Genomic DNA, 26,125 nt, shown 5'->3' on the forward strand with positions numbered 1-26,125 from the left:
ATTCGTGAGGAGAACGTCATGTTTAGATTTTTCGCACCTAGTTGGAAAAGCCGCTCTAGTGCGCGTCGTTTACGCGCTATTTTAGAGGAAGGACTGACGGATGATATTTTATTACAGCTTGCCAGTTATGATGCCTCACTCGAGGTGCGTAGAGCCGCGGTTGATCGACTAACCGATCTCAATGAGCTCTATTCGCTCTGGCTCGGTGAGCGCTCTAAAGAGGGGCAGACCCATGTAATGGCGCGTTTGGCGGCCCTGATTAATGACGATAATGATCTGGCGGCGGTTAAAAAACTCTTTGAAAGTGTGCGCGTGCGTTCATTTCCTCTTGCGACCTTACTGTTAAGTGTGAATTCTCCCGAGATTCAAGAATATCTCTTTACGAAAATTGAGCATCCACACGATGTGGTAAGACTGATTGAAGCGCAAAATCCGTTCGCAGAAAGAGCGTTGGCGAAAATTGACGAATTGGCTGTGTTGAAAACGCTGCAAGCAGAGTTAAAAAACAATGATAAACGGGCGCATCAACTGATTCGTGGGCGTATTGCCGAGCTTGAAACGATTAAAGCGAAGGAAGCGCAGGCGGAAAGGCTCATCGATGCCTATCGTCTTTTATCAGAAAGTGAGCCACTTGCGGCGCTGAATAAACTAAGTGAAATTGATAGTCAATGGACTGCTGAAGCGCTTCCTGAGCAAAAAGAGCGTGATCGCTATCGTGAGGTTTATCTTGCCCGTTATCGTGAATTTAGTGAGCAGTATCAAAAAATGCAAACGCTGATCGAATCGTGTGAAACCGCGCTAAGTGAAGCGCAGACAGAAGATGAATTGACGGCGCTTATTGAGACGCTATCGGGGCGATTAGAAACGGCTTCGAGAGCGGTAGCAGAATCGATCAACAAATGCCTCGATACGGCAAATAGCCGCTTAAAATCACTTAAAACTGTTCATAAAGCGGAAAATCAATACCGCGGATTGATTCAGTCCACTAAAAAACTGCTTAAATCCCGCTATCAGATCGCAAATCATGAGATTGAATCGACGATTGTCAGTCTAAAAGAGGCGATCGCGAAAAAGCCGCATGGGGAGCTGGATCGTCTATTAAATGAACTTCATCGCCGGAAGGAATTACAAGGGCGCGCCGCTGAGATTGAGGCAAGCGTTGTCAATAGTCTAGAAAAACTTGGAAAAGCCATTGAAGAGGGCGTAACACAGGCGGCGGGAAGTTGCGTTAAAGAGGCTGAAACCCTATTAAATGAGAAAGGGGCGGCACTGCCTCAAGCGGTTCATCAGCATCTTTTTAGAGAGCTCGGAACCTTGAAGAAAAAGCTCTATGAGATGCGTAAATGGGCTCGTTGGGGGGCTGAAAATGCCCTACAAAAACTGTGCGATAAAGCGGAAGCGCTTGCAGATGAAGAGAATAATGCCTATATCGTCGATCAATTAAAACAGCTCCGCTTAAGTTGGGATGAGGCCGCGCGAAATAATCGTCAAATGGCCAAACAATTGCGTGAGCGTTTTGATGCGGCGTGCGAAAAAGCGTTTGCCAGCGTTGAAAAAGAGCGCGACAAGAATCAAGAGTATCGCCGTTTCTATCTCAATGAAGCCCGTGAAATACTATCACTATTTCAGCAAAATATTGACCAGATTGATTGGAATAATCCCAATTGGGGAGCGATTCAACCGCTACGTACGCAATTTTTAGAGCAGTGGAATCAATATCTCAATCAATATTCAACCGGCGAGCGGATTAGTTTTGGCGCACCACTCTTTTTACCCCGTGATAAACGCATGCTCGAGCGTGAAATGCAAGGTATTTTAGCACCACTTAATAAAGCGATTCGAAATGCACAACAAACTGAGATCACCCGTCTTTATGCGCTGATTGAAGAGCTCAAAGGCTTGGCGGCTGAGATGCAAGATGAGCAGGCGGATATTGATAGTATTCTTGCAGATTTTAAAATTATGAAGCAGGAGTTTAAGCCGAAACTCGTGCTCCGTTATCGTGATCATCGCCGTTTGATGAAGTCCTATAAAGAAGTCACAGAAACGCTCTACGCCCATGAGCAATCCTATCGCTCCGCTTCTGATGAAAAACGCTCGCAAAATGCTGATAAAAAACGAGCTGTATTAGCGGAAATGTCTGCTTATCTTAATGAGCTGAATGGGGATAATCTCGCTGGTTTTGAAGCGAAAATGGATCATTTTCAAGAAGCGTGGGATGAAGCGGGCGTTGTTGCCAAGCAAGATCATCGCCAATTGATGGCAGAGCTCCACGGGATTAAAGATCAATTGTTTGAAGCGCGCCTACGTATCGAAAATAGTTTAAAAGATGCCAAGTTAGAAAAGAGTATTGCTATCGCTAAAGCACTCGGCATTCTTGAAGAGTGTGCAGTTAAAGGGGAGGCGTTTTCACTTGCAGAGATGCCAAAACCGACTGAACGCCCGCTGTTAAAACGCTATGAGTGTTTAGCTGAGATTGAAAAAGGCAATGACGCGGCGCGTTTATATCTACAAACTCTTTATGAGGCGCGGGATAATGAGGCGCGGAAACTTGCGGTGGTGCACGATATTTTAATCTCGCGTGAAACGCCGGAAGAGGATCGAGCGCTCCGCATTCAGTATCAATTAGAACGGTTGCCCGATGAAATGATGGGGCGTGTAAAAAGGCCTATTAATAAGCAGCTAGAGATGCTGTATAATGATTGGTTTGAAAAAATAGTGGGTGAGCTGGAGCCAAAGTTATGGCAGCGCTTTTTTGATTAATTGATAGTCAAGCGCGGTAACTTTCGTTACTATATTTGCCTCTTTATGGTCGAAACGTTAAAAGGAAGAGTTCGTTAATTATGATGCAATTTATTCGAAATCACTCAACGAGTTGGTTCGCAAAGATTCTCTTTATAGGGATTGGTGTCTCCTTCTTAGGATTTGGGGGTGCGAATCTGTTTGGTGGCGGGGGTAGTTCCCGTTATGTTGCGGAAGTGAATGGTCATAAAGTTGCGGTTCAGTCGGTCGATGAGATCTATACCGAGATGATTCGTACCGGTGATTTTGCGCAATATATCAATAAAAACCAAGAAGATTTAACGGACGAAGATCGTCGCCTTTTAAAAGAGCAAGCCTATACGATTGTTGAATCGCGTGTGCTTGCGGCGCAATTGGCAGATAGATACCAAATTGTCACCACCGATGCGGAAGTGGCGAATGCGATCCGCTCGATCGAGTTTTTTCGTGATGGCGAAACCGGTCAATTTGATAAAGCGCGTTATGAAGATTATTTAAGACAGACGGGAACCGTTGCAGCGCAATTTGAAAATAGTGTGCGCTCCGATCTTACCAATCAAAAGCTCGTGCGTTATTTAGCGCTCGGTGCGGTGAGTGGTGATTCACGTCTAGCTGAACTTGCGGCGATTGAAAATGCTACGGGAAGTTTTGAGTTAGTGACCATCAATTACGATCAATTTAAAGGGGAGCGTAATCCTGTTACGCTTGAAGAGATTGAGCAACTTTATGAGCTTAAAAAATCTGAGCTAATTACCGATAACCGTGTGAAACTTGCATACATCCATATCAAAGCCGATGATTATCTTGATCAGGTAGAGATTAGTGATGAGGCGATTAAACAAGGCATTGCTCAGCTCGAAACCCGTACCTTTGATCGCATTGAAATTGCAGCAACGAGTGACGCTGAAAAAGAGGCGGCGCTTAGTGCACTTAATAGTGTGTATGATGAGATCGCATCAGGAGAGTTAAGTTTTGAAAAGGCAGCGGAATCGGACGCGGTGAAAGCGGTGAACGGTCATCTCGTTGCAAAAGAGACCATTAAGCTTGGCGCGATTGGTGATGCGGCATTTGACGCGGTTCTATTTGACCTTGATTTGAATGCCCCTCTCTCAAAACCATTTGCAACGGACACCGGCGTTTATATGCTCTCACTGACTGGCGTTAAAAATGTAATGGGTAGCGGCATTGATGTAACATCAATGGTTCGCAATCAGCTCGCTGAACCCCTGGTTGCTGACCTTTATTATGCGGCACAAGAGAAATTTGAAAAGCTTGCAGAAATCTATCGTGATGATCTTGAGTCGATCGCAAGTGAGCTTGGCGCTGAGGTAATTACTACCGATTGGCTGTCACTTGATCAAAAAGAGGGCGTGCTTGAAAATGATGAGTTTTATTCATCGGTTGCCTACCTTGATTTAGCCAATACTCCTGTGGTGAGTGCACCTTTTGCGCCCGGTGAAAATGAAGGGGCGTTAGTCAAAGTGATCGAATTTGACGCAAACCACGCGATGACGCTTGATGAAGCAAAACCGCTTCTGACTGAAGTGATTAAACGCAATAAGTTACGTATGGCGATGGCAATCGAGCTCGATCAATTAAAAGATAAGGCCGAAAGCGGCGCGGTTAATCTTGAAACGTACGCGAAAGAGCAGGGTTATGACTTCTTTGTACTTAATGATTTAGTGGCACGTTATATGGATCCAAGTGCGCTTAACTCCATTGCATTTGAAGCGTTAATGGCAAGTTACTACGAGCAACCGGTTGCGCCCTATATGATGCTTCATGATGGGGCAGAAGGCATAGCGCTTGTGAATGTGAAAGCCTTTAAAGCGGGTAGTATCGATGATTATTCAGCGATTGAGCGTCAAGAAAAGCGTGGATTGTTGCAAAACGATCAAGCCAATTATGAGCTCAATGCAATCTTTGAAGATTTCAAATCACGCAGTAAAGTTAAACGTCTTGCCAATCCATTTATGCAGTAAGACGCGTGCTCAATGAGCCGTACAATCGATATTTAAAAAGAGGGCTAGATCATTGTCTAGCCTTTCTTTTTATGAGTTAAAATAGATTTAATTCAATTTCCAAAATAGAAGTGATCAGATATGAAAATTGAGAAACAGTATTCCCTCAAATCATTTAATACTATGGGCGTGGAAGCGTTTGCAGAACATTTTGCGCCGCTGAGTGAACTCGATGAACTCGCTAAGCTTGAAGCGCTTCCTAACCCCCTTTTTGTGCTTGGTGGCGGCAGTAATCTACTGTTGTGTCGCGATATTGACGGCACCGTTCTGCACAATCGGTTAAAAGGGATTCATCTATTAAATGAAACCGATGAGACGGTGCAAGTTGAGGTGATGGGCGGTGAAAATTGGCATGAATGGGTGACCTATGCGCTTAAAAAAGGCTGGCACGGACTCGAGCCGTTAGCGCTTATTCCTGGCACTGTGGGCGCCTCTCCTGTGCAAAATATCGGGGCGTACGGCTATGAGGTGGGCGAATTTATTGAAACGGTGAAGGCCTTTGATTTAACGGAATATCATGAGGTTGAGTTTCCCCGCGAGCAGTGTGAGTTTAGTTATCGAGATAGTCTTTTTAAGATCAATCGTGGCCAATATCTCATCACGAGCGTTGTGTTTAATCTTAAAAAATCCAAAGTGGTTGAGATTCGTTATCCGGTGGTTCAGCGTTATCTTGAAGCAGAAGGCATTGAGGAGCGAACGCCTTTTACCATCTATAGCGCAGTGATTGCGATTCGGAGATCAAAATTGCCCGATCCGAAAGTGATTGGTAATGCGGGGAGCTTTTTCAAAAACCCGATTATTTCAAACTCAACGTGGCGTCTTTTATTAACTCACGAACCGGATTTAGTTCATTATAAAACGGCCGATGACCGGATTAAGCTTGCAGCAGGGCAATTGATCGATCTTGCGGGCTTTAAAGGTGCGCGCGAAGGTGATGCCGGCATGTATGAGAAGCAGGCGCTCATTTTAGTCAATCACGGTAATGCAACCGGCGAGGCGCTCTATCAGTTCTCTGAGAAGGTTGCCGATGCGGTGGAGGCTCGATTTGGCGTCCGTCTTGAGGCGGAACCTTTAATAATTCGATAAATCCCAGTATACTTAGCGGGTAAATTTTAAAAAAGGAGCATCATTGTGCGTTTAAAATCTTTCCAAAAATTCTTCATGATGCTTGCGTGTCTCTTTGCATTTAGCGTTGCGCAAGCTGCAGAAACACCCGATGGCGTCATTCGTGCGACCTCAGATGAGATGATTTCAGCGTTAAAGCAAAACAAAGCGACGTTAGAAAAAAATCCTGAGAAGGTCTTTGATCTGGTTGAAAAGATCTTAGTACCTCGATTTGATTTTGAGACCATTTCACAGTGGGTCATGGGCCGTTCATGGCGAAATGCAACGCCGGCGCAGCGTACGGAATTTACCACCGAGTTTAAAAGACTCTTAATTAATGCCTATGCCGGTGTGTTGCTCGATTATACCGACGAGAAGATCAATATGTTACCGCTTCCACGTGGTGCGGCGTCTCGCGATGATTTAACGGTGCGTTCTGAGATCGTTTCCAAAGGTAAAGAGCCTGTTGCGATCAATTATGCGATGATTAAAGATCAAAAAGGGCGTTGGATGGTCTATGATGTGAGCGTTGAAGGGGTGAGCATTGTGACAAGCTATCGCTCAGAGATTCGTGAGCTTGTGGCATCGCAAGGCATCGACGGCATGATCAAAACCATTAAATCAAAAAATAGTGGTAAATAGCGTCATCGGTTGTATTTGATAAAAGATTGAGAAGTCCTGAAGCGGTTATGGTTATTGATAGGGCTTCTCAATTTTGAATCGGTTGAGTGTCATTAAAGCAAAGATTAAGCGGAGAGCAGTATGAGTGAGCATTGTGTGGCAAACGGGCAGGGCCGATATGCGTTATCAGGGGTATTTACCAAAGAGACCATTCCGGCACTTGAGCGTGACATTGCGCCTAAATTTTCACAGGAAGCGCCTGTGACGCTCGATCTTTCTGGCATTGATGATTGCGATAGTGCGCTTGTGGCGCTTTTAATTGAATGGAAGCGTGATTATCCTGAAATTCAGCTTGAAGCGGCGACGGATCGATTAATGCGATTACTCCATATGTATCAAGTAGAAAGCTACTTTTTTGACGAAAATTTAAAATAAATTGCTTAAAGATCCGTCACAATCTTGACGAAATCGAAAAAGAATATATAATAACTCTCATTCAATTACGCGGGAATAGCTCAGTTGGTAGAGCACAACCTTGCCAAGGTTGGGGTCGCGAGTTCGAGTCTCGTTTCCCGCTCCAAATATTGGCTGGATAGCAAAATGGTTATGCAGCGGATTGCAAATCCGTAGACGCCAGTTCGATTCTGGCTCCAGCCTCCATTTAAATTGTGTTAGTTATATTTCTATGGTGACCTATATTGGTTTCCTGGCAATAAACTATTGTGAACCGTGTCAGGTCCGGAAGGAAGCAGCACTAGCAAGAGGTTTGTGTGTCTAGGGTCGGCTGATATGGGTCATCACCATTTTTGGGGAAATATAAATTGGAATTATCATGACACATCAAGTCTTAGCCCTTAAGTGGCGTCCTCGCGATTTTCATGAAGTAGTCGGCCAACCTCACGTAGTTAAAGCACTTACCAACGGCCTCGATAATAATCGCCTCCATCACGCATTTTTATTTACGGGAACCCGCGGCGTCGGGAAGACTACGCTTGCGCGTATTTTTGCGAAATCACTCAACTGTGAACGCGGCGTGTCATCAGAACCTTGCGGCGAATGCTCGATTTGTCAGGAAGTCGATCAAGGCAATTTTGTTGATCTAATCGAGATTGACGCAGCGTCCCGTACAAAAGTCGAAGACACGCGTGAAATTCTTGATAATGTTCAATATGCGCCAACGCGCGGCCGTTATAAAATCTATCTCATTGACGAGGTGCACATGCTCTCCAATAGTAGCTTTAATGCGCTACTTAAAACGTTGGAAGAGCCCCCTGCACACGTTAAATTCCTGCTCGCAACCACTGATCCACAGAAATTGCCGGTTACGGTATTATCGCGCTGTCTGCGTCTGCAACTTAAAAAGATCGATGTTCCCACCATTGAAAAACAACTAACCCTCATCCTAAAAGCGGAAGATGTGGCTTTTGAGCCCCAAGCGGTGACGCTAATTGCGCAAGCGGGTGAGGGAAGTATGCGCGATGCACTCTCGATTCTTGATCAAGCGATTGCCTATACTAATTCAAACATTACCGTGGCTGCGATTCGCGATATGCTCGGATTAATTGATGATCAGCATATCAATCATCTGTTAAACGCATTGGCAACTCGCAATACAAACGAGGTTTTAGCCGTTTCGCAGAGATTGGAAGCGTTTGGACTTGATTATCATGCTCTCTTAGAGGATCTAATTACGGCATTCCATCGGTTAACCTTATTGCAAATTAACCCCGATATGATGGCGTACGATATTGAAGATCGTGAGCTCTATCTCGCGCTTAAAGACCAATTTAGTGCAGAAGATTTACAGCTCTTTTATCAAGTTGCGCTTCACGGACGTCGTGATCTTCATCTGCATCCAAATGCCGGTTTAGGCTTTGAAATGACATTGCTCCGTATGCTGCTTTTCTCGCCGCTCTCTGAGCGTCATATGAAAGCGGTGCAAGCAAAGGCTGATTCGGCTGAAAGCGCAAAAAAAAAAGTAACGCCGATCGCGCCATCGAGTGATTCATCTCAGCCATCTCAAAATATTGAGGTTATTGAAGATGCTCCCAGTCCTATACAAAAAAACGCACCGGTACCCTTAACGCCTCGCAAAAAAGCGGAGATTGAGCAATTTGCGGCAGAGCTTTCCGACCCAATGAAGCGTCTTGAAGAGACGGCTCTTGAGAATGTAGATAATACTGATAATGTACCGTCTTGGGATCTGCCTCCGGTGGAATCTTATGATCAGCAAGAAGCGGTTCAAGATTCATGGATTGAGCCAGAAAAAATTGATGTGCCAAAGGAAGATGAATCCAGCAAGGAAGACGAGGTAATCGTCGAAACTTCCGAAACCATCGAAGAATCCTCTGAAGAGTCAATCGATGAAGCTCCATCAAATGAAGAGATTTCGAGCGAATCCCCAAAAACTATCACCAGTGCGATGCTGACTAATAATGATGCATGGCTTCAGATGGTGAGTGAATTACAGCTTGAGAGCGTATTGCGCGGGATTGCCTCGACGCTTGCATTTGAGCATTTTGAAAATGGCGTATTAAAATTACAGCGTGCGGAACAGGATCGCGTGTTTAACGTCAATGAGGCGGGAATGCGTCTCAGTATGGCGATTTCCAATTATTTGGGTGAAAAAGTTCGCTGTGAGCTTGAGTATGTTAAGCATGCCAGTGAGCTTGAGGAAGAGACGCTCTATGAGCGAACCGACCGAATTAATGCTGAGAAATATGAGGAAGTGAAAGAGGCTTTTTCACGGGATCCGATCGTGCGCTACATTGTCGATGAGTGTCAAGGAAAGCTGTTTGAGAAGACAATTAAGGTGACGGAGTAGGGTGTTTTACGCTACACTAAGACGTTCATAATTTTTGATTATTTTTAGATGAGATACAATTTATTCATCGTTCAACGATCAATCAGTTAAGGAGATCATTATGTTTAAAGGCGGTATCGCTGGAATGATGCAAAAAGCGCAAAAAATGCAACGCGACTTAGAGAAAGCGCGTGAAGCTTTAGCGGAAGTTTTTGTTGAAGGGGAAGCAGGGGCAGGATTAGTTAAAATCGAGATGAGCTGTCGTCACGTGGTGCGCTCAATTCGCATCGATGACTCACTCTTTGAAGATGATAAAGAGATGCTTGAAGACCTTCTAGGTGCGGCGTTTAATGATGCGCTTCGTAAAGTTGAAGCAACGGCGGAAGCGCAGATGTCAGAAGTGACAGGCGGTTTAAATCTTCCTCCTGGAATGAAAATTCCTGGCCTATAATTGGTCGATTGATTTGAGATTAAATGCATCAATTTTGAGCAAAAATTGGTGCGTTTTTGACTTAAATAACCCTCTTTTGCTCTCACCATCGTGTAAAAAGATCATCGAAACGTGTTTCCAAAAACCTTACAAACTTTAATTGATGCGCTTCGCGTATTGCCTGGAGTTGGGCAAAAAAGTGCTATGCGAATGGCGCTCTATCTGTTAGATCGCAATCCAGAAGGCGCGCGAAAATTGCAAGCGTCGATCGGACTTGCGCTTGAAACTATCACCAAATGTACGGTGTGTCGTAATTTAACGGATCAGCCGGTCTGTGCCCATTGTTTGGATGAAAAACGCCAAAACGGGCAGATCTGTGTGGTTGAAAACCCAAGCGATGTCTTTGCGCTCTCACAAAGTGTGGCCTATAAAGGGCGTTATTTTGTGCTCTACGGACGGTTATCGCCCCTTGATGGAATTGGGCCTGAAGAGCTTGGATTATCACTTTTAGAAGATCACCTTAAAACTGGCGATGTTACCGAGCTTATTTTAGCAACCAACTCGACGGTTGAAGGGGAAGCAACAGCCTATTATATTGATGAACTGGCTGAACCGTATGGCGTTAAAGTGACGCGAATCGCGCATGGTGTTCCGCTCGGAGGTGAGTTAGAATACCTAGATGGAGGGACATTATCCCACGCCTTCAATGCAAGGCAGAAATTTTAGGAGGACGAAGATGAGTACAATTTTTGGTAAAATCGTGCGCAAAGAGATTCCCGCCGATATCGTGTATGAAGATGAGGATGTCTTGGCGTTTAACGATCTTGCGCCCCAAGCGCCGATCCACGTATTAATTATTCCTAAAAAAGAGATTGCAACCATCAATCATATTGAAGCAGATGATGCCGAATTGATGGGAAAACTCTTTTTAGCCGCGCAAAAAATCGCGAAAAAACTGGGCGTAGCCGACAATGGTTATCGCTTAGTGTTTAACTGCAATGAAGATGGTGGGCAGACGGTCTATCACATTCATATGCATTTTCTTGCAGGGCGTGCGCTGAGCTGGCCTCCGGGTTAGTTTTTAGCGTTATAAACCCTCTAAAAACCTTTCTCACCAACGTGGGAGAGGTTTCTTTTTTTACAGACATTATGAGAATTTAGTAGAAGTTTATGGCATCCGTTTCAGAACGCAAATTACAAAAACGCCTCCGCCGTCAAGTCGGTACGGCCATTATGGATTATCAAATGATCGAAGAGGGCGACCGCATCATGGTCTGCCTCTCAGGGGGAAAAGATTCCTATACCTTGCTCGATCTTCTTTTACAACTCCAAAAGAAAGCGCCGGTTAATTTCACCCTTACCGCGGTCAATTTAGACCAAAAACAGCCCGGATTTCCAGAAGAGGTTTTGCCTACATATCTGCAGAGTTTGGGCGTTGATTATCATATTATTGAGCAGGATACCTATTCGGTGGTAACGAGCATTATTCCTGAAGGGAAGACGATGTGCAGTCTCTGTTCTCGTCTTCGTCGCGGTGCGCTCTATACCTATGCGAAAGAGCATGGATTTACCAAAATTGCGCTCGGGCATCATCGCGATGATATTGTTGAAACGCTCTTTATGAATATGTTTTTTGGGGGTACATTAAAAGCGATGCCGCCGAAATTAAAAAGCGACGATGGCGAGAATATTTTAATTCGTCCGCTCGCCTATTGTGCCGAAAAAGACATTATTAAATATTCTGCGCTGAAAGAATTTCCGATAATCCCCTGTAATTTATGCGGCTCGCAAGAGGGGTTACAGCGTCAGGAAGTTAAAAAGATGCTTGCCGAGTGGGAAGTGCAATTTCCAGGGCGGATTGATCAGATTTTCCGCTCCATTCAAAATGTAAAACTCTCACAATTAGCAGATCGTTCGCTCTTTGATTTTGACCAGTTCACAACCTCCGATCAATATGTGAAATCGGACGATGTGGGCAATCAATCGGCCGGTAATTTGGGTGGCAGAGCGCCTTATCAGAGTGCACAGCAGACCATTCAGTTTTATCCAGGTACAGCGTCGCTAACGGCATCAGTACATGATGACGATGAGGGGGATGAGCTTGATGAGAGTGATGTAAGAGAGAAAGGTTGGTTTTAAGGCTTATCATTAATCATCAAAAGCCCGATTGAGTGTTCTGTAATAGGCTCACCATCGGGCTTTTTTAATGGGTTGAATAAAATAGAGCTGTTTGAGTGCGGCGACTTACATTTACGCCAAGAGAAGATACCAGCCGGCAACGGTGAGAAAGGAGATGGGAATTCCGATCGCGGTTAAGAGGTTGGAAAGCTCGGGTTCTAAATTTTTCTCCATGGCAATAATCGTCGCTAATACCATCGGTGCCATCCCAGTTTGCAGCACAATAATGAGGTTAACCTCGTGAATATTCGATTGATAAATACCGGTTAAAAGCGCGAGGGCAATTGCAGGAAGAATAATCAGTTTAGCGACAAGGCCAACCGCAAGGGGTTTGAGTAATCCCCATTGACTGGGAAGGCGTAAACTTGCGCCAACACTAATCATCGTTAGCGGGGTGAGAAGCGCGCTAAAGGTCTCTAAGGTATGCTGGACAACGGGCGCGTAGGGAATGCTAAATCCTTTTAAAATAAAGGCAATGATAAGTGCTTGAATTGGGGTGAAGCGTAGTAATCCCTTCATATTCTCTTTAAGGCTTAAAGATTTTCCGGTATAAAGATCGGCCACAAAGGCGCCAACGGTAAAGAGTAAAATAAAGTTGGATTGATCGTAAAAAATCGCATATTCGAGGAATTGATCGCCCATCAGTGCGGTAATGAGCGGGAAGCCGACAAAGGAGGTATTGCCCGTTCCTACCATTAAAATTAGACAGCCAATCACCGTTTTACTCATCGGAATGATTAAATTGATGAGATAGACGAGTGCAATCACAAACAAAAAGAGAATCCAAGGCGCGGCAATCGGTAAAATCGCGTCCATGGTAAAGGGTTGGCTATGAATTTTATCGAGAATCAGCGCAGGCAGAGCAATGCGAATCGCCACCAAATTAAGCGATGCAATAAAGTCTTGCCGCGAGCGAACATAGAACGTGAGAATTTTACCTGCGAGCAGGCAGACAACAATGAGAAAAATACCTTCCATCTGTTTTGCTTTTACCGGAACACCGATTAACCGTTACAGCGGGAAGAATTGCCCCTCATCATAGCGATTAAACGCTGCACGGTATCCTTTTTTAATTTTACCGTAGTGAGTGTTCTGGATCGCCATAGCTGGGTAGAGCGATGCCATCTTAATGCTCTTCTCTAATGAATACCCAAGTTGATGAGTGTTAATAACGGCGGTGGCAAGAGAAAGATGAGCGCCCGCAAGTGTGCCGTTATGATCAACCAAGCGACCCTTATTATAGTAGATCTCTTTTCCATCGAGAATAAATTTTTTTAGGTCGCTACCGGTGGTTGCCATCGCATCGGTAATTAAAAAGAGCTTGCCATCGGGCTTCGCCTCAATTGCAAGTTTTACCATAATGGGATCAATGTGATATCCATCATGGATAATTGAAGCATACGAAGTTTCATCAGTGATTGCAAATCCAAGTGTTCCGGGATTTCTCGATTCCATCGGCGGCATGGCATTATAAAGATGGGTAAATCCGGATAATCCCGATAATTTAGCGGCGTTCAGCGTATCAGGATCGGCTTTTGTGTGGCCGGCAAATACGGTAATCCCTGCATCGGTAAGACGTTTAATGAGCGCTATCGGCACAGTTTCAGGCGCAAGGGTAATGAGGATATGCCCAAAGCGACCGTTTGCTTCAATTAGGCGCGTTAACACCGCTTTACTGGGAATATGAATGTTTTCTTCTTTATGAATGCCTTTTCGCAAAGGATTGATCATCGGGCCCTCTAAATGAATCCCGAGAAGTCCATTGAGATTGACCTTAATCCCCGCTTCAATGGTATCGAGTGCCTGCATAATCACCTCATCGGTAGGCGTAATCAAGGTCGGAAGCAGGGCATGGGTTCCAATCGAGAGGTGGGCGTTTAAAATCGTTTTTAACCCGTCAAGCGTTGGCTCATCATTAAACAAAATTCCGCCGCCGCCATTGACCTGAAGATCAATAAATCCCGGTGTGAGTATTCCCGTAATGGTGCTTTGAGGGATATTAGGCGAAAGCGTACTAAGCGTCTTACGATCTTCTCTATTTTGAGTATCAAAGATCGCCTCAATGAGGTCATTATCTCGGTTAATGAGGAGCGTTTGCTCCAACAAAAACGCCTCCCCATCAAAGAGGGAAGGCGCGTGAATCAGTTCGTAATTAATCATAATCTAATTGTAATCGAATGTTAGAGCGTTTCGGTCACTTTTTTAAGATTTGGCGGAGTATCAGGATTAAATCCGCGATGAAGTGAGAGCTCTTCGACGAGCTTATAGTAGGCCGTCATATGGACAAGCGGTTGTAAAATGGGGTGAACTTCAGGGAGTACGAGCGTATTGTCAGATTTCCCTTTTGTGTCGAACGCTAACACGTTTGCGCCGTAGCTCGTGAGTTTTTTGTTAATCTCAAGGCTTGAAGCGCGAGATTCATCATTTCCAACAAAACTAATGACCGGGTAGTTCTCTTTTAAAAGTGAAACCGATCCGTGGAAGATCTCGGTGGCTGAAATGCCTTCTGCGTGGATTTGGCAGGTCTCTTTCAGTTTAAGGGCCGATTCAAGGGCTGAACTTAATCCGACGCCACGGCCAATAGAGAAGGTCTCAACACAATCTTGCAGGCTTTCAATAAAATAAGGCCAGTCGGTCATCTGTAGGGTTTGATCGAGGTAAGCGGGGAGATTTAGGAGGGCTTCTGCGAGCTCGTTATTTTCACTCCAGGTCGCTAAAATCGAGGCAAAGGCGGAGAGACTACCGATATAACTTTTCGTTGCGGCAACGCTCTTTTCTTCCCCTGCATTAATGCCAAGTAAAAAATCACATTCTTTCGCTAGTGGTGAATCGGTGTCGTTAATGATGCCGACCGCTTTAGTGCCGCCCGCACGAATTTTTTGTAAAAACTTGATAAGATCTGGGCTTTTTCCCGATTGGGAGGTAACGATTAGGAGTGAATTTTTAAGTTTTAACCCTTTATCGTAAATAGACGCAAGAGAGGGCGCCGCTACGGTCACCGGTACACCAAGACTCTCTTCAAAGATATATTTTGCATAGTTTGACGCGTTAAAAGAGCTACCACGTCCGAGGGTTACGATATGCCAAGGATCGGTTTTTTTTAGGTATTCTGAAAGCTCGATCAGTTGAGGCGCGTTTGCTTCATGTTGCGCTTCAATGACATTGGGAATTTCTTTAATCTCTTTTGCCATGAATGTTGACATATTCGTATTCCTTTTATTGATCCTTTTTAAGCATTGATTCTAATTTTTTTTCGCCAATATGATTACGGACAAATTGTTCCGCCACTCGGCCACTGCGAGAACCGCGCTGTAATGAAAATTGTAGGGCTTTGCGTTTCACCTCTTCATCGTAATCGAAATCGGGTGCATAGCGAGTAAGCCAGCTCTGAACGATCTCTAAATACTCTTTTTGTGAAAAGGGATAGAACGAGAGCCAGAGCCCAAAGCGCTCAGAGAGCGAAATTTTCTCTTCGATCGCTTCGACGGTATGAATCTCATCGCCTTTCGCATTATCGTGCATATATTCAGGCAGAAGATGGCGACGATTGGAGGTGGCGTAGATCAAAACATTGTGTGATGGACTGATAAGAGAGCCGTCCAAAATCGCTTTTAGCGACTTATAAGAGGGGTCATTATCCTCAAAGGAGAGGTCATCACAAAAAATAATGAATTTATAGGGTTGGTTTTCGATCTGCTTAAAGAGGGACGGTAGGGCAGGAAGATCATCAGAATCGATCTCAATGAGCTTAAGTCCTCGATCTTGGTATTCCGTTAAACAAGCCTTTACTAGCGATGATTTTCCCGTACCTTTTGAGCCGGTAAGCAGAACGTTATTGGCCGGATACCCCTCAAGAAATTGAAGGGTATTGGCTTTAATAATGCCGATTTGCCGTTCGGAGCACCGAATGGCGGCAAAGTCGATTTGGGTTGGATTATCAATCCCCTCAAGATAACCGTATGGACCAAGATGAGAACGCACCCACCGAAACGCGGAATGTTTGGAGAAATCACAGGATTTCGGTGACGGGGGAAGCAGCGGTTCGATCCGCTCTAATACCGCAGTTAAGCGTTCTAAAAAAGGAATGATCTTGTCCATAGGTTGAGAGGCTAATCCTTATTTTTCTTCAAATTGACCAAGGCTCATCAATTTATTATAACGCGCTTCAATGCGCTCTTCATTGGAGAGCGCTTTAAGGCTTTCAAGATGCTCTAAAATTTTCGCCTTAATCGACGCTGCCATCTCTTCAGGAGCTCTGTGAGCGCCGCCTTTCGGCTCTTCGATAATATCGTCGATGAGGCCAAATTCTTTGTTGCGATCAGCGGTAACGCCCATCGCTTCAGCGGCTTCCTTATTTTTCTCAGCGCTTTTCCAAAGAATTGAGGCACAGCCTTCCGGTGAGATGACTGAGTAGATCGAATATTGGAGCATCATCACTTTATCGCCAACCGCGATCGCAAGCGCACCGCCTGATCCACCTTCGCCCGCAACCGTACAGATAATCGGCACTTTAATGGTGCTCATCTCCAGTAAGTTACGTGCAATCGCTTCACTTTGGCCACGCTCTTCTGCGCCGATTCCAGGATAAGCACCGGGGGTGTCGATAAAGGTAATGATCGGCACGTTAAAGCGCTCAGCTAATTTCATTAAGCGAAGTGCTTTACGATACCCTTCAGGACGGGGCATACCAAAGTTACGTTTAATTTTCTCTTTGGTATCGCGCCCTTTCTGATGACCAATCACCATGACCGGCTGTCCATCAATTCGAGCAAGACCGCCCACAATTGCATGGTCATCAGCATAGTGGCGATCGCCGTGGAGCTCTTGGAAATCGTCAAAGATTAGATCGATATAATCGAGCGTGTAAGGACGAAGTGGGTGACGCGCGAGTTGCGCAACCTGCCACGAGCTAAGTTTTGAGAAGATGCCATCAATTTCAGCATCGAGTTTGTCCTCAAGATCTTTTAGCTTATCCGCGACATCAATGTCTGTCCCTTCAGCCCAATTGACAAGCTCATTAATCTTCGTCTCAAGTTCTGAGATGGGAGCTTCAAAGTCTAAGTAATTGGTATTCAAATCATTACTCCTCAATAATTTGATTTCGATAATCGTCGATAAACCTCAAGGTTTATCAAAAATAAGAGTCATTATACCCTTATGAATGAAATTTTTCTCTATGTTCCTTCAATTTTTCTGCAGTGAGGAACGCAAGTTCTAAGCTCTGCTGCGCGTTTAATCGAGGGTCACAATGCGTATGATAACGACTTTCGAGATCTTTTGAGGTGATGTTTTGGCCGCCGCCTAGGCATTCGGTCACATCTTGGCCGGTCATTTCAAAATGAACGCCACCAGCAAAGGTGCCTTCGGCATTATGGGCATCGAAGAAGCTCTCAACCTCTTTTAAGATGCGATCAAATGGGCGCGTTTTATAGCCATTATCGGTGATGGTATTGCCATGCATTGGGTCGCAGCTCCACACAACGTGACGGCCTTCAGATTTCACTTTACGAAGAAGGCGGGGTAAATGCTCCGGTAACACATCAGCGCCCATACGGGTAATGAGCGTTAAGCGGCCCGGTTCGTTTTGCGGGTTAAGTGCATCAATCAAACGAATCAGATCATCCTCATGCATTTTATCGCTCACTTTAACGCCGATTGGGTTCGCAATGCCTTTAGCGTATTCAATATGTGCGCCATCGAGTTGACGGGTGCGTTCGCCGATCCAAACCATATGCGCGGCAACGTTGTACCAATCGCCACTGGTGGAGTCAACCCGGGTAAATGCCTCTTCGTAGCCTAAAAGCAACATTTCGTGCGAGGTGAAGACTTGTGTCTCACGGAGGATCGGAGTATTGGCTGATTCAATGCCACACGCCTCCATAAATTTAAGAGAGTCTTGGATGCGGCGAGCAAGGTCGAGATAGCGTTCTGCTTGAGGTGAGTTTTCCGCAAAGCTCATATTCCAATTGTGAACGCGATGAAGGTCGGCGTATCCCCCGCGAGAGAAGGCGCGCAGTAAGTTAAGGGTCAGGCCAGAATGAGCGTAGGCTTTCCACATGCGGTCAGGATCGGGCATGCGCGATTCTTTGGTGAATTCAATGCCGTTGACAATATCCCCGCGATAGCTTGGAAGAGTGATGCCATCGATGGTTTCAGTATCTGATGAGCGCGGTTTGGCAAATTGTCCTGCAATCCGGCCAACTTTGATCACCGGGCTGCTTGCCGCAAAGGTCAGTGTCACCGCCATTTGAAGAAGAACACGGAAGGTGTCACGAATGTTTTTCGCATTAAATTCTGAGAAGCTCTCAGCACAGTCGCCGCCTTGCAAGAGGAATGCTTTCCCCATCGCCGCTTGTGCAAGCTGCTCTTTTAAAGTGCGTGCTTCCCCAGCAAATACGAGTGGGGGAAGGGTTTTTAAGTGATCTTCTACGCGTTTTAAGGCTTCCTTGTCTTCGTAGACTGGAGTTTGTGCCGCGTTGAAATTTCTCCAGCTATTAGGTGTCCATGTCATCTCTATAATTCCTTTCTCTTACTTTGATGGAAGGAGGGTTGATCGATAGTTACGATCGAATCTCCTACACTCATTACATTGGTAAATCTAAATCGTGTTTTACGTTAAAATTTTTGGGACTTGAATCGATGATTCAACGTCGTATTAGGCAACCTTAATCAATCTACCAGATTATGGGCGCGTTGTGTCATTAAATAAAGCTTCAAGAAAAAGCCCTAAGGCTTTGCAGACTTAAGGCTTTATCAATTAAGGTTTGATCGTTTTTGAAAAGGGTTTAGTTTTTGTCTTGGTCAACTAAACGGTTTTCGGTGATCCAGGGCATCATTGAACGTAATTTTGCGCCTGTTTTCTCAATTGGGTGTTCAGCCGTTAAACGTCTGCGAGCAGTTAAAGATGGATAGTTGGTGTGACCTTCTTGGATAAACATCTTCGCATACTCACCCGATTGGATACGATAGAGTGCGTAACGCATTGCGTCTTTAGTATCCTCAGTGATCACTTCCTCACCGGTAACATACTCACCATACTCAGCGTTGTTTGAGATGGAGTAGTTCATGTTTGCGATTCCACCTTCATACATAAGGTCTACGATGAGTTTAAGCTCGTGTAAGCACTCAAAGTAAGCCATTTCAGGCGCATAGCCTGCTTCGGTTAATACTTCAAAGCCGGCTTTAACAAGTTCAACCGCACCACCGCAAAGAACCGCTTGCTCACCAAAGAGGTCTGTTTCAGTCTCTTCTTGGAACGTAGTTTCGATGATACCGGCTTTACCGCCACCATTTGCCGATGCGTATGAAAGCGCGATATCGCGTGCTTTGTATGATTTATCTTGGTAGATCGCAATGAGTGATGGAACGCCGCCACCTTTCACATATTCTGAACGAACGGTGTGACCTGGGCCTTTTGGCGCAACCATGATGACGTCTAAATCACCGCGTGGAATGATTTGGTTGTAATGGATGTTAAATCCGTGTGCAAACGCAAGTGTTGCCCCTTGTTTGATGTTGGGCTCGATCTCTGATTTATAGACAGCAGGTTGAGCTTCATCAGGAAGGAGAAGCATCACTAAATCCGCTTCTTTAGTCGCATCAGCGATCTCTTTTACATTGTGGCCAGCGTTTACAGCTTTATCCCAAGACGATCCGCCTTTACGAAGTCCGACAATGACGTTGACTCCAGAATCTTTTAGGTTTTGAGCGTGGGCATGCCCTTGTGAACCATAACCAATGATCGCAACCGTTGTGCCTTTGATTAAGGAGATATCTGCATCTTTATCGTAAAATACCTTCATTTTGTAATCCTTATGTGTCACAGGATGATCGTTATTATCATCCTTAAAAAATAATTATAATGTTAAACCTTTTGCACCACGTACTAAGCCGAGTGCGCCTGAACGAACAATTTCGACAATCCCAAGCTCTTTAACCGCGCGGATAAAGGCGTTGAGTTTTTCTTGATCTCCCGTCATTTCGATGGTGAATGTTGAAGGGGTGACATCTAAGACGCGCCCTCTAAACATCTCATTGAGGCGGAAGAGTTCTGCTCGATTTTTCTCCGACTCAGCGGTGACTTTAATCAGCATCATCTCACGCTCAACGTGAGCCCCATCGGTAAGATCGGTAAGTTTGACAACATCAATCAGTTTATTGAGCTGTTTGACGATCTGTTCGACGACTTGACCGTCCGCTATGGTGACGAGTGTGAGTCGAGAGAGCGATTTATCATCAGTAGGGGCTACTGACAAGCTCTCAATGTTATAGCCGCGTGCGGAAAACAGATTGACCACTTTCGACAAGGCTCCCGCCTCGTTTTCCATCAAGATAGAGATAATATGACGCGATTGATCGTTATTTAATACTGTAGCCATTTTTTTACCTCCCTCTATACTTGGCTTAAGCCGTCTTTGCTGGTGTTTTCCATTTTATCGCGACCCGCTAAGATCATTTCGTGATGACCTTTGCCCGCAGGAATCATTGGGTAAACGTTCTCGGTCGGATCGGTGATAAAGTCAAGCAAGATGGTTTTATCTTTTTGCTTGAACGCCTCTATAAGTGCAGGTTCAACATCACTTGGTTTGGTGACTTGAACACCGCTGTGCCCATACGCTTCTGCTAATTTAATAAAATCAGGCAGAGAGTCAAAATAACTCATGCAGTACCGTTTTTGGAAGAAGAACTCTTGCCATTGACGGACCATTCCTAAATAACCATTATTTAGGTTAATAATTTTTACCGGAGTGTGATATTGGAGCATCGTCGACATCTCTTGAAGCATCATTTGGATACTTCCATCGCCGGTAATGCATGCAACATCGCGATCAGGAGCGGCTAATTTAGCCCCCATCGCCGCTGGGACCCCAAAGCCCATCGTACCAAGCCCGCCGGAATTGATCCACTGGCGCGGCTCGTCAAATTGATAATATTGTGCCGCCCACATCTGGTGCTGGCCCACGTCCGAGGTAACAATCGCACGGCCTTGAGTCACTTCAAAGAGTTTCTCTAGGACAAATTGCGGTTTGATGATCTCACTACTATTAACATAATCGAGCGACTTCATTTCGCGCCATTCGGCGATCTGATCCCACCATTTTTCAAGTGCTTTTTCATCAAGCGAGCGTTTCTCTTCATTGTGAATGGCTAAAAACTCACGGAGAACCGATTTCGCTTCACCAACGATTGGAAGATCGGTTGGAACGTTTTTCGCAATGCTCGATGGATCGATATCCACATGAATCACTTTTGCATTGGGGCAGAAGTTATTAAGAGTCCCGGTAATTCGGTCATCAAAACGGGCACCGATGGCAAATAGAACGTCACAATGGTGCATCGCCATATTCGATTCATAAGTACCATGCATACCGAGCATTCCAAGGAATTGCTGATCCGTTCCCGGATAAGCACCAAGCCCCATCAGAGTACTGGTAATCGGTAAATTGAGCGCACGCACTAATTCACGAAGTTCCTCATGCGCATTGCCAATCACAACGCCGCCACCGGTATAGACCATTGGGCGCTTTGCTTTAGTTAACAGCTCATAGGCGCGCTTGATCTGTTTTGGGTGACCTTTGATGGTTGGATTGTACGAACGCATTGAGATCGATTCAGGATACTCAAATTTACACTCTTGTACGGTAATGTTTTTCGGCAAATCAATCACAACCGGGCCAGGACGACCGGTCGTTGCAATATAAAATGCCTTCTTGATCGTTTTAGCAATATCTTTCACGTCTTTCACAAGGAAGTTGTGTTTTACGCAGGGAAGGGTGATTCCCACGGTATCGACTTCCTGGAAAGCATCATTTCCGATTAAGCTTGTTGCCACTTGGCCAGAAAAAACGATCATTGGAATGGAATCCATATGAGCCGTTGCAATTCCGGTAATGGCATTGGTTAGACCTGGACCTGAAGTGACCAGGACGACCCCTGGTTTGCCTGTGACGCGTGCATATCCGTCAGCGGCGTGCGTAGCTGCTTGCTCGTGACGGACCAGAATATGTTTAATTTTATCCTGTTTATAAATTTCATCATATAGAGGGAGAACGGCACCACCTGGGTAACCGAAAATACACTCTACATTTTCCTCCACTAAGGAGCGAATTACGATTTCTGCACCACTTAATTTCACAGAACTCCTCACTTATTATTATCTCAGTTGAACAGACATCAAAAAAGCCGTTGAACTCAACGGAACTCTTCGACGCGAATGAATGAACTATTTGAAACGTTATCCATTAACATAACATCATTTAAGAGTTTGTTAATAGCTATTTCTGCTATATTTTTAGTCACCATGATTAAACAATTGTTTGCGTTGTCAACTTTTGCTCGATCTAGGCTAATTCCATGTTTTGTAACGAGCTCTGTAATCGCCGACTCATGATCTGAATCGAGTCCTTCAATCACGATGAAATAAGCGCTTTCGATCTCTTCTTTTTTTGCAAAATTGGGCGCATCAAGGGTCTCTAATTGATGGCCAAGCATCGGTGCATAATGATTCACATCGCGGGCGCGGACAATGTCTAAAATATCGGCGCAAACGGCCGAGGCAGTAGCTAAACTTCCCGCACCAGGGCCTGATGAAAAGATCGGGCCGCTTGAATTGCCGTGAACAAAGACCCCATTCATCACACTATTAACGTGGCTAAGAGGATGGCTCATCGGTACAAGCGTTGGGTGAACCCGAAGTTCGACATGGTCGGTTGTTTTCTCAGCGATGCCAAGATGCTTAATGCTGTATCCCAGTTCTTTGGCGTAACCAATTTGACGGGGTGTGACGCTATCAATGCCTTCAATAGTGAGTTTATCAAAGGAGAGGGGAATTCCAAATGCGAGCGACGCTAAAATGGTGAGCTTATGGGCGGCATCAATCCCTTTAATATCAAAGGTTGGATCGGCTTCGGCGTAACCCAATTTTTGTGCGGCGGTAAGCGCGGTTTCAAAGGCTTCATTTTTATCGCTCATCTCCGTTAAGATGTAGTTGCAGGTACCATTAATAATGCCCGCAACTTTGTCGATTTCATTCGCGGCTAGCCCTTCACGCACAGTTTTAAGGATCGGAATCGCACCGGCAACCGCCGCTTCAAAGAGGAGGAAAACACCATTTTCTTGCGCCTTTTTAAAGAGTTCATTTCCATGAAGTGCAATGAGCTCTTTGTTCGCGGTGACCACATGTTTTTTCGCATCAAGCGCGGCATTAATCGCCTCAAGTGCGGTGGTGGTTCCGCCCATCAATTCAACTATAATATCTATATCAGGATTTTGGGTAATCGTTGTAATATCGGTGGTTAGCGGTAGGTTGTAAGGATTATCACGATCGAGCGATCGGACGTAGACAGATTCAATTTCAATGGGAGTATTTATTCGGCGCGCAATCGCCTTCTTATTATTGTTAAGTGTTGCGACTACCCCAGACGCAACAGTGCCTAAACCCAAAATTCCTAACTTGAACGGTTTCATAAATCGATATATTCCTGATAGTAAATAAGTTAAATCGAAAAAATCAGTAAATCAGTATATAAGTAAAAAACAGTTTTGTCAGGTATCGCTCAGGGCTCTAAAGATAATAAAGCCCATCTTTCCGTTGATCCATTGATCTGTAAATGAAAAGACGGGCGTAATATTGGGTAAAGCCTTTAAAAATGGGCTAGCGAAAAAAATGGGTTAGCGAATGAGCGAATTGAGGAGTTCAATCGCGTGGTAAGCCCCTTGGTAGATTAAATAGGGTTGCGAGTCGCCATACATATAAGCGCCCGAGGTGATAAAGCGGTTTTGAGTATCAATATAGGCTTCATTCGGCGCGGTATTATGGTGACTGACGCCCCATTTTTCCGTCACATTTAAGAAATGCTGCGCGTTTTTCTCATCGCCAAAGGAGATCGATACATTCGAGAGACCAAAGGTTTTGGCCGTGAGTGCGAGCACAAGTGGGGCAGCGCAGATAGCGACAATTGGTTTTTTAAGTTCAATGGCAACGCGAAGCGGTTCAATTAGATCATCAGTGAGCGTTGCATTCTCGCCATCGCTTAAAAAGGTGGTGAAGTTTTTTACAACGCCAAAGCCACCAGGAAACGCGAGCGCATCATATTCACGAGGGTTAAGATCGGTTAAGGGTTTTACATTCCCACGAGCAATGCGGGCAGCTTCGACAAGGATATTGCGGGATTCAGCCACGACCTCATCGGTTTGATGGTTGACCACATCGAGCTGATTGCGATCGGGAGCATAGTAATCAATCTGATATTCACTTTGCGTAAGCGCAATCATTAATGAGACCGCTTCAGTGATTTCTGCGCCATCAATATGACCCGAGCCTGAGAGGATTAGTGCGACACGATGTTGACTCATAAAAACTCCTTTTTGACTAAAAAGTTATCGGGTTTGATAACAAATTTCATGATTTTACGTTAGAATGTTAAACAGCTGTTATTTGCCACATAATAACATGGCTATTCAACTACTTGAATTTAATTAACAATCCTTAAATTGTAAAGAATAAAAATATGAAGCGATTATTAATCATAGTACTCTTTGGGTTTCTGGCAGGGCAGGCCTCTCAAGCTGAGACGGCAAACACGCCTGCTGATTCACCGCTTGTGGATCTAATGCTCGGAGAATTATCGGTAGCCCGCGAGGATTGGCAGGGCGCGGCGGAATATTTTGATCGCGTTTTACAAGTAGAAGAGACGCCATTTTTACTCGAAAGACGCATTGGGCTCGATGCGGCACAGCAAAATTTACAAAATGCACTTCCGTACGCAAAACGTCTTGTGTCACAAGATCCCACAAATATCATCGCGTGGAATACGCTTGGGGTGATCTATCTTGAAAATAATGAGATTGATCAAGCGGCGGACGCGTTTTTAGAAGTGGTTAAACTGATCAAACACGAGGGCGAAGATGGCTATATTTCGGTACTGCGCACGCTTCAGCTCTATGATGCGTTAAGTCAAGCGAAAGTGCTCATCAATATGAGTGATAAAGATCCTGAAGCGATTTCACCGCTTCTCTATGCGGCGGGAATTTTAATTGATCTTAAAGATTTTAATCGCGCGAAACCCTTACTTCTTCAAGCTTATTTAATTGATGATAAGAGCCTTATGCTCAACTCGCTCATTGCCTATATGTATTGGTATAGCGGGGAATTGGAGATGGCGGTCGATTCGCTTAAAAAGGCCTACGAGCGCATCAATACCCCTGAAATTGCTAAAGAATATATCGCCATTTTAATGAACGATTTTCACTACCTTGAAGCGCTTGAAGTGGGTGAAAAGGTCCTTGCTGAGCATGAAACCATTCCAGCGCAACTCTATGGTACGTTAGCGGTTTTATATTATTCACTCAATGATCTGCCGAATGCGAAATTAATGCTCGATAAAATTGCCGACAATCAATTCTATTATGTGCAAACGGCCTTTTCGCTCTTTGATATGGCGGAGAAGAATCGGAATTACGATGGGCTTTTTACGCTGCTTCGCAATGATGAAGCGATGCCCAAAGAGTATTATATGCGCTATGAAGTCGCCCGTGCGGCCGCAGCGCTTAAAGTGAATAATTATCTCGAGTTTTTGACGATTTATGACGCTCTACGTGTTTACGCCCCTGAACAGGTGGCGTTTTTATATGTGATGGAGCTTGGCGAGCTTGAGAGTTTTAATGAGTATGATCGGGTCGAGGCGCTCTTGACGCTTTTAGGGGATAATCCTCTTCTTGATGAGTCGCTTGTGACCTATTTAAAAGCGATGGTGGAGTACAATCGTGGGAATGTCGCAAAGATGGAGGCGATCTTAAAGGCGCGTGTTACCGATGATCCAGATGATGCGATCAATCTCAACGCGCTTGGGTATTCACTCCTTGAAACTGGCGATCAAGAGCGGTTTGATGAGGCGTTTAAATATATCCTTGAGGCGAATGGGGTGATGCCACAGCAAGATTTTATCGAAGATAGCATCGGTTGGGCCTTTTATCTTAAGGGCGATTATGAAAAAGCGCAGCGTTATTTAGCCCGAGCATTTAGTCAAAACAACTATCCTGAGATTATTGGGCACTATATTTTAGTCCTTGATAAACTGGGAGAAACAGAGCGAGTCGCGCGATTATTGGCGACATTTAAAGCGGTGTATGGAGATACGCCGGAGTATCAAACGCTTGTTGAAACATTAAAGATGGAAGAGTAGGGAA

22 protein-coding genes, 2 tRNA genes and 1 other RNA gene are annotated in these 26,125 nt (G+C 44.9%); 14 read left to right on the forward strand and 11 right to left on the reverse strand.

Translation table 11 applies throughout. The features are described 5' to 3' along the window. Positions 1–18: 18 nt before the first annotated feature. From OXI21_RS06565 to ttcA, 13 genes are all read left to right on the forward strand, one after another. Positions 19–2,763, forward strand: coding sequence for a DUF349 domain-containing protein (locus OXI21_RS06565; RefSeq protein ID WP_279618761.1), 2,745 nt, complete (start codon positions 19–21; stop codon positions 2,761–2,763). An 80-nt stretch (positions 2,764–2,843) separates the two neighbouring features. Further along, entirely contained in the window at positions 2,844–4,763 is a 1,920-nt protein-coding gene (locus tag OXI21_RS06570; protein WP_279618762.1) for a peptidylprolyl isomerase, read from the forward strand. A gap of 120 nt (positions 4,764–4,883) precedes the next feature. After that, entirely contained in the window at positions 4,884–5,888 is a 1,005-nt protein-coding gene (gene murB, locus OXI21_RS06575; RefSeq protein WP_279618763.1) for a UDP-N-acetylmuramate dehydrogenase, read from the forward strand. A gap of 45 nt (positions 5,889–5,933) precedes the next feature. After that, on the forward strand, positions 5,934–6,548 hold the full coding sequence (locus tag OXI21_RS06580) for an ABC transporter substrate-binding protein (protein ID WP_279618764.1): 615 nt from the start codon (positions 5,934–5,936) through the stop codon (positions 6,546–6,548). 120 nt (positions 6,549–6,668) lie between these two features. After that, positions 6,669–6,962 (forward strand): STAS domain-containing protein, encoded by a 294-nt coding sequence (locus OXI21_RS06585; protein ID WP_279618765.1) that lies wholly within the window; start codon positions 6,669–6,671, stop codon positions 6,960–6,962. Between the two features lie 69 nt (positions 6,963–7,031). Next, positions 7,032–7,107 (forward strand) — tRNA-Gly (locus OXI21_RS06590). A gap of 6 nt (positions 7,108–7,113) precedes the next feature. Continuing rightward, a tRNA-Cys gene (locus tag OXI21_RS06595) sits at positions 7,114–7,187 on the forward strand. Between the two features lie 36 nt (positions 7,188–7,223). Further along, an RNA gene (gene ffs, locus OXI21_RS06600) (signal recognition particle sRNA small type) lies at positions 7,224–7,320 on the forward strand. Positions 7,321–7,359: 39 nt separating this feature from the next. Further along, positions 7,360–9,351, forward strand: coding sequence for a DNA polymerase III subunit gamma/tau (dnaX, locus tag OXI21_RS06605; protein WP_279618766.1), 1,992 nt, complete (start codon positions 7,360–7,362; stop codon positions 9,349–9,351). Between the two features lie 100 nt (positions 9,352–9,451). Next, positions 9,452–9,781: a YbaB/EbfC family nucleoid-associated protein gene (locus OXI21_RS06610; RefSeq protein WP_279618767.1), complete on the forward strand. Its 330-nt coding sequence runs from the start codon at positions 9,452–9,454 to the stop codon at positions 9,779–9,781. 111 nt (positions 9,782–9,892) lie between these two features. Continuing rightward, positions 9,893–10,486, forward strand: coding sequence for a recombination mediator RecR (recR, locus tag OXI21_RS06615; protein WP_279618768.1), 594 nt, complete (start codon positions 9,893–9,895; stop codon positions 10,484–10,486). Positions 10,487–10,496: 10 nt separating this feature from the next. Continuing rightward, positions 10,497–10,838 carry a histidine triad nucleotide-binding protein gene (locus tag OXI21_RS06620; RefSeq protein ID WP_279618769.1) on the forward strand — a complete coding sequence of 114 codons (342 nt, stop codon included), beginning with the start codon at positions 10,497–10,499 and terminating at the stop codon, positions 10,836–10,838. Positions 10,839–10,930: 92 nt separating this feature from the next. Further along, entirely contained in the window at positions 10,931–11,899 is a 969-nt protein-coding gene (gene ttcA, locus OXI21_RS06625) for a tRNA 2-thiocytidine(32) synthetase TtcA (protein WP_279618770.1), read from the forward strand. Between the two features lie 111 nt (positions 11,900–12,010). On the opposite strand, the gene OXI21_RS06630 is transcribed toward ttcA, so the two are convergent. The 11 genes from OXI21_RS06630 to elbB form a co-directional block, all read right to left on the reverse strand. Next, positions 12,011–12,916 (reverse strand): AEC family transporter, encoded by a 906-nt coding sequence (locus OXI21_RS06630; RefSeq protein ID WP_279618771.1) that lies wholly within the window; start codon positions 12,914–12,916, stop codon positions 12,011–12,013. A gap of 33 nt (positions 12,917–12,949) precedes the next feature. Further along, positions 12,950–14,098, reverse strand: a complete 1,149-nt coding sequence (nagA, locus tag OXI21_RS06635; protein ID WP_279618772.1) for an N-acetylglucosamine-6-phosphate deacetylase — start codon at positions 14,096–14,098, stop codon at positions 12,950–12,952. 20 nt (positions 14,099–14,118) lie between these two features. After that, positions 14,119–15,141, reverse strand: coding sequence for an SIS domain-containing protein (locus tag OXI21_RS06640; RefSeq protein WP_279618773.1), 1,023 nt, complete (start codon positions 15,139–15,141; stop codon positions 14,119–14,121). 13 nt (positions 15,142–15,154) lie between these two features. Beyond that, complete coding sequence (locus OXI21_RS06645) at positions 15,155–16,036, reverse strand: ATP-binding protein (RefSeq protein WP_279618774.1); 882 nt, start codon at positions 16,034–16,036, stop codon at positions 15,155–15,157. 18 nt (positions 16,037–16,054) lie between these two features. Further along, positions 16,055–17,014, reverse strand: a complete 960-nt coding sequence (gene accA / locus OXI21_RS06650; RefSeq protein ID WP_279618775.1) for an acetyl-CoA carboxylase carboxyl transferase subunit alpha — start codon at positions 17,012–17,014, stop codon at positions 16,055–16,057. Positions 17,015–17,093: 79 nt separating this feature from the next. Next, on the reverse strand, positions 17,094–18,455 hold the full coding sequence (locus tag OXI21_RS06655; protein WP_347815519.1) for a 3-deoxy-7-phosphoheptulonate synthase class II: 1,362 nt from the start codon (positions 18,453–18,455) through the stop codon (positions 17,094–17,096). A 268-nt stretch (positions 18,456–18,723) separates the two neighbouring features. After that, entirely contained in the window at positions 18,724–19,740 is a 1,017-nt protein-coding gene (gene ilvC, locus OXI21_RS06660) for a ketol-acid reductoisomerase (protein ID WP_279618777.1), read from the reverse strand. 54 nt (positions 19,741–19,794) lie between these two features. Next, positions 19,795–20,316 carry an acetolactate synthase small subunit gene (ilvN, locus tag OXI21_RS06665; RefSeq protein WP_279618778.1) on the reverse strand — a complete coding sequence of 174 codons (522 nt, stop codon included), beginning with the start codon at positions 20,314–20,316 and terminating at the stop codon, positions 19,795–19,797. A 14-nt stretch (positions 20,317–20,330) separates the two neighbouring features. Continuing rightward, positions 20,331–22,073: a biosynthetic-type acetolactate synthase large subunit gene (gene ilvB / locus OXI21_RS06670; RefSeq protein WP_279618779.1), complete on the reverse strand. Its 1,743-nt coding sequence runs from the start codon at positions 22,071–22,073 to the stop codon at positions 20,331–20,333. A 56-nt stretch (positions 22,074–22,129) separates the two neighbouring features. After that, the gene (locus OXI21_RS06675; protein ID WP_279618780.1) at positions 22,130–23,404 is read right to left on the reverse strand and encodes a homoserine dehydrogenase; all 1,275 of its coding nucleotides are present in this window, start codon (positions 23,402–23,404) and stop codon (positions 22,130–22,132) included. A 204-nt stretch (positions 23,405–23,608) separates the two neighbouring features. Further along, positions 23,609–24,292 (reverse strand): isoprenoid biosynthesis glyoxalase ElbB, encoded by a 684-nt coding sequence (gene elbB, locus OXI21_RS06680; RefSeq protein ID WP_279618781.1) that lies wholly within the window; start codon positions 24,290–24,292, stop codon positions 23,609–23,611. A 155-nt stretch (positions 24,293–24,447) separates the two neighbouring features. On the opposite strand from elbB, the gene OXI21_RS06685 reads away from it, so the two are divergent. Further along, a complete protein-coding gene (locus tag OXI21_RS06685) occupies positions 24,448–26,121 on the forward strand; it encodes a tetratricopeptide repeat protein (RefSeq protein ID WP_279618782.1) in 1,674 nt (557 codons plus the stop codon). Positions 26,122–26,125 lie beyond the last annotated feature (4 nt).

The organism is Ignatzschineria sp. RMDPL8A (assembly GCF_029815055.1).
Taxonomy (GTDB): Bacteria; Pseudomonadota; Gammaproteobacteria; order Cardiobacteriales; family Wohlfahrtiimonadaceae; genus CALZBJ01.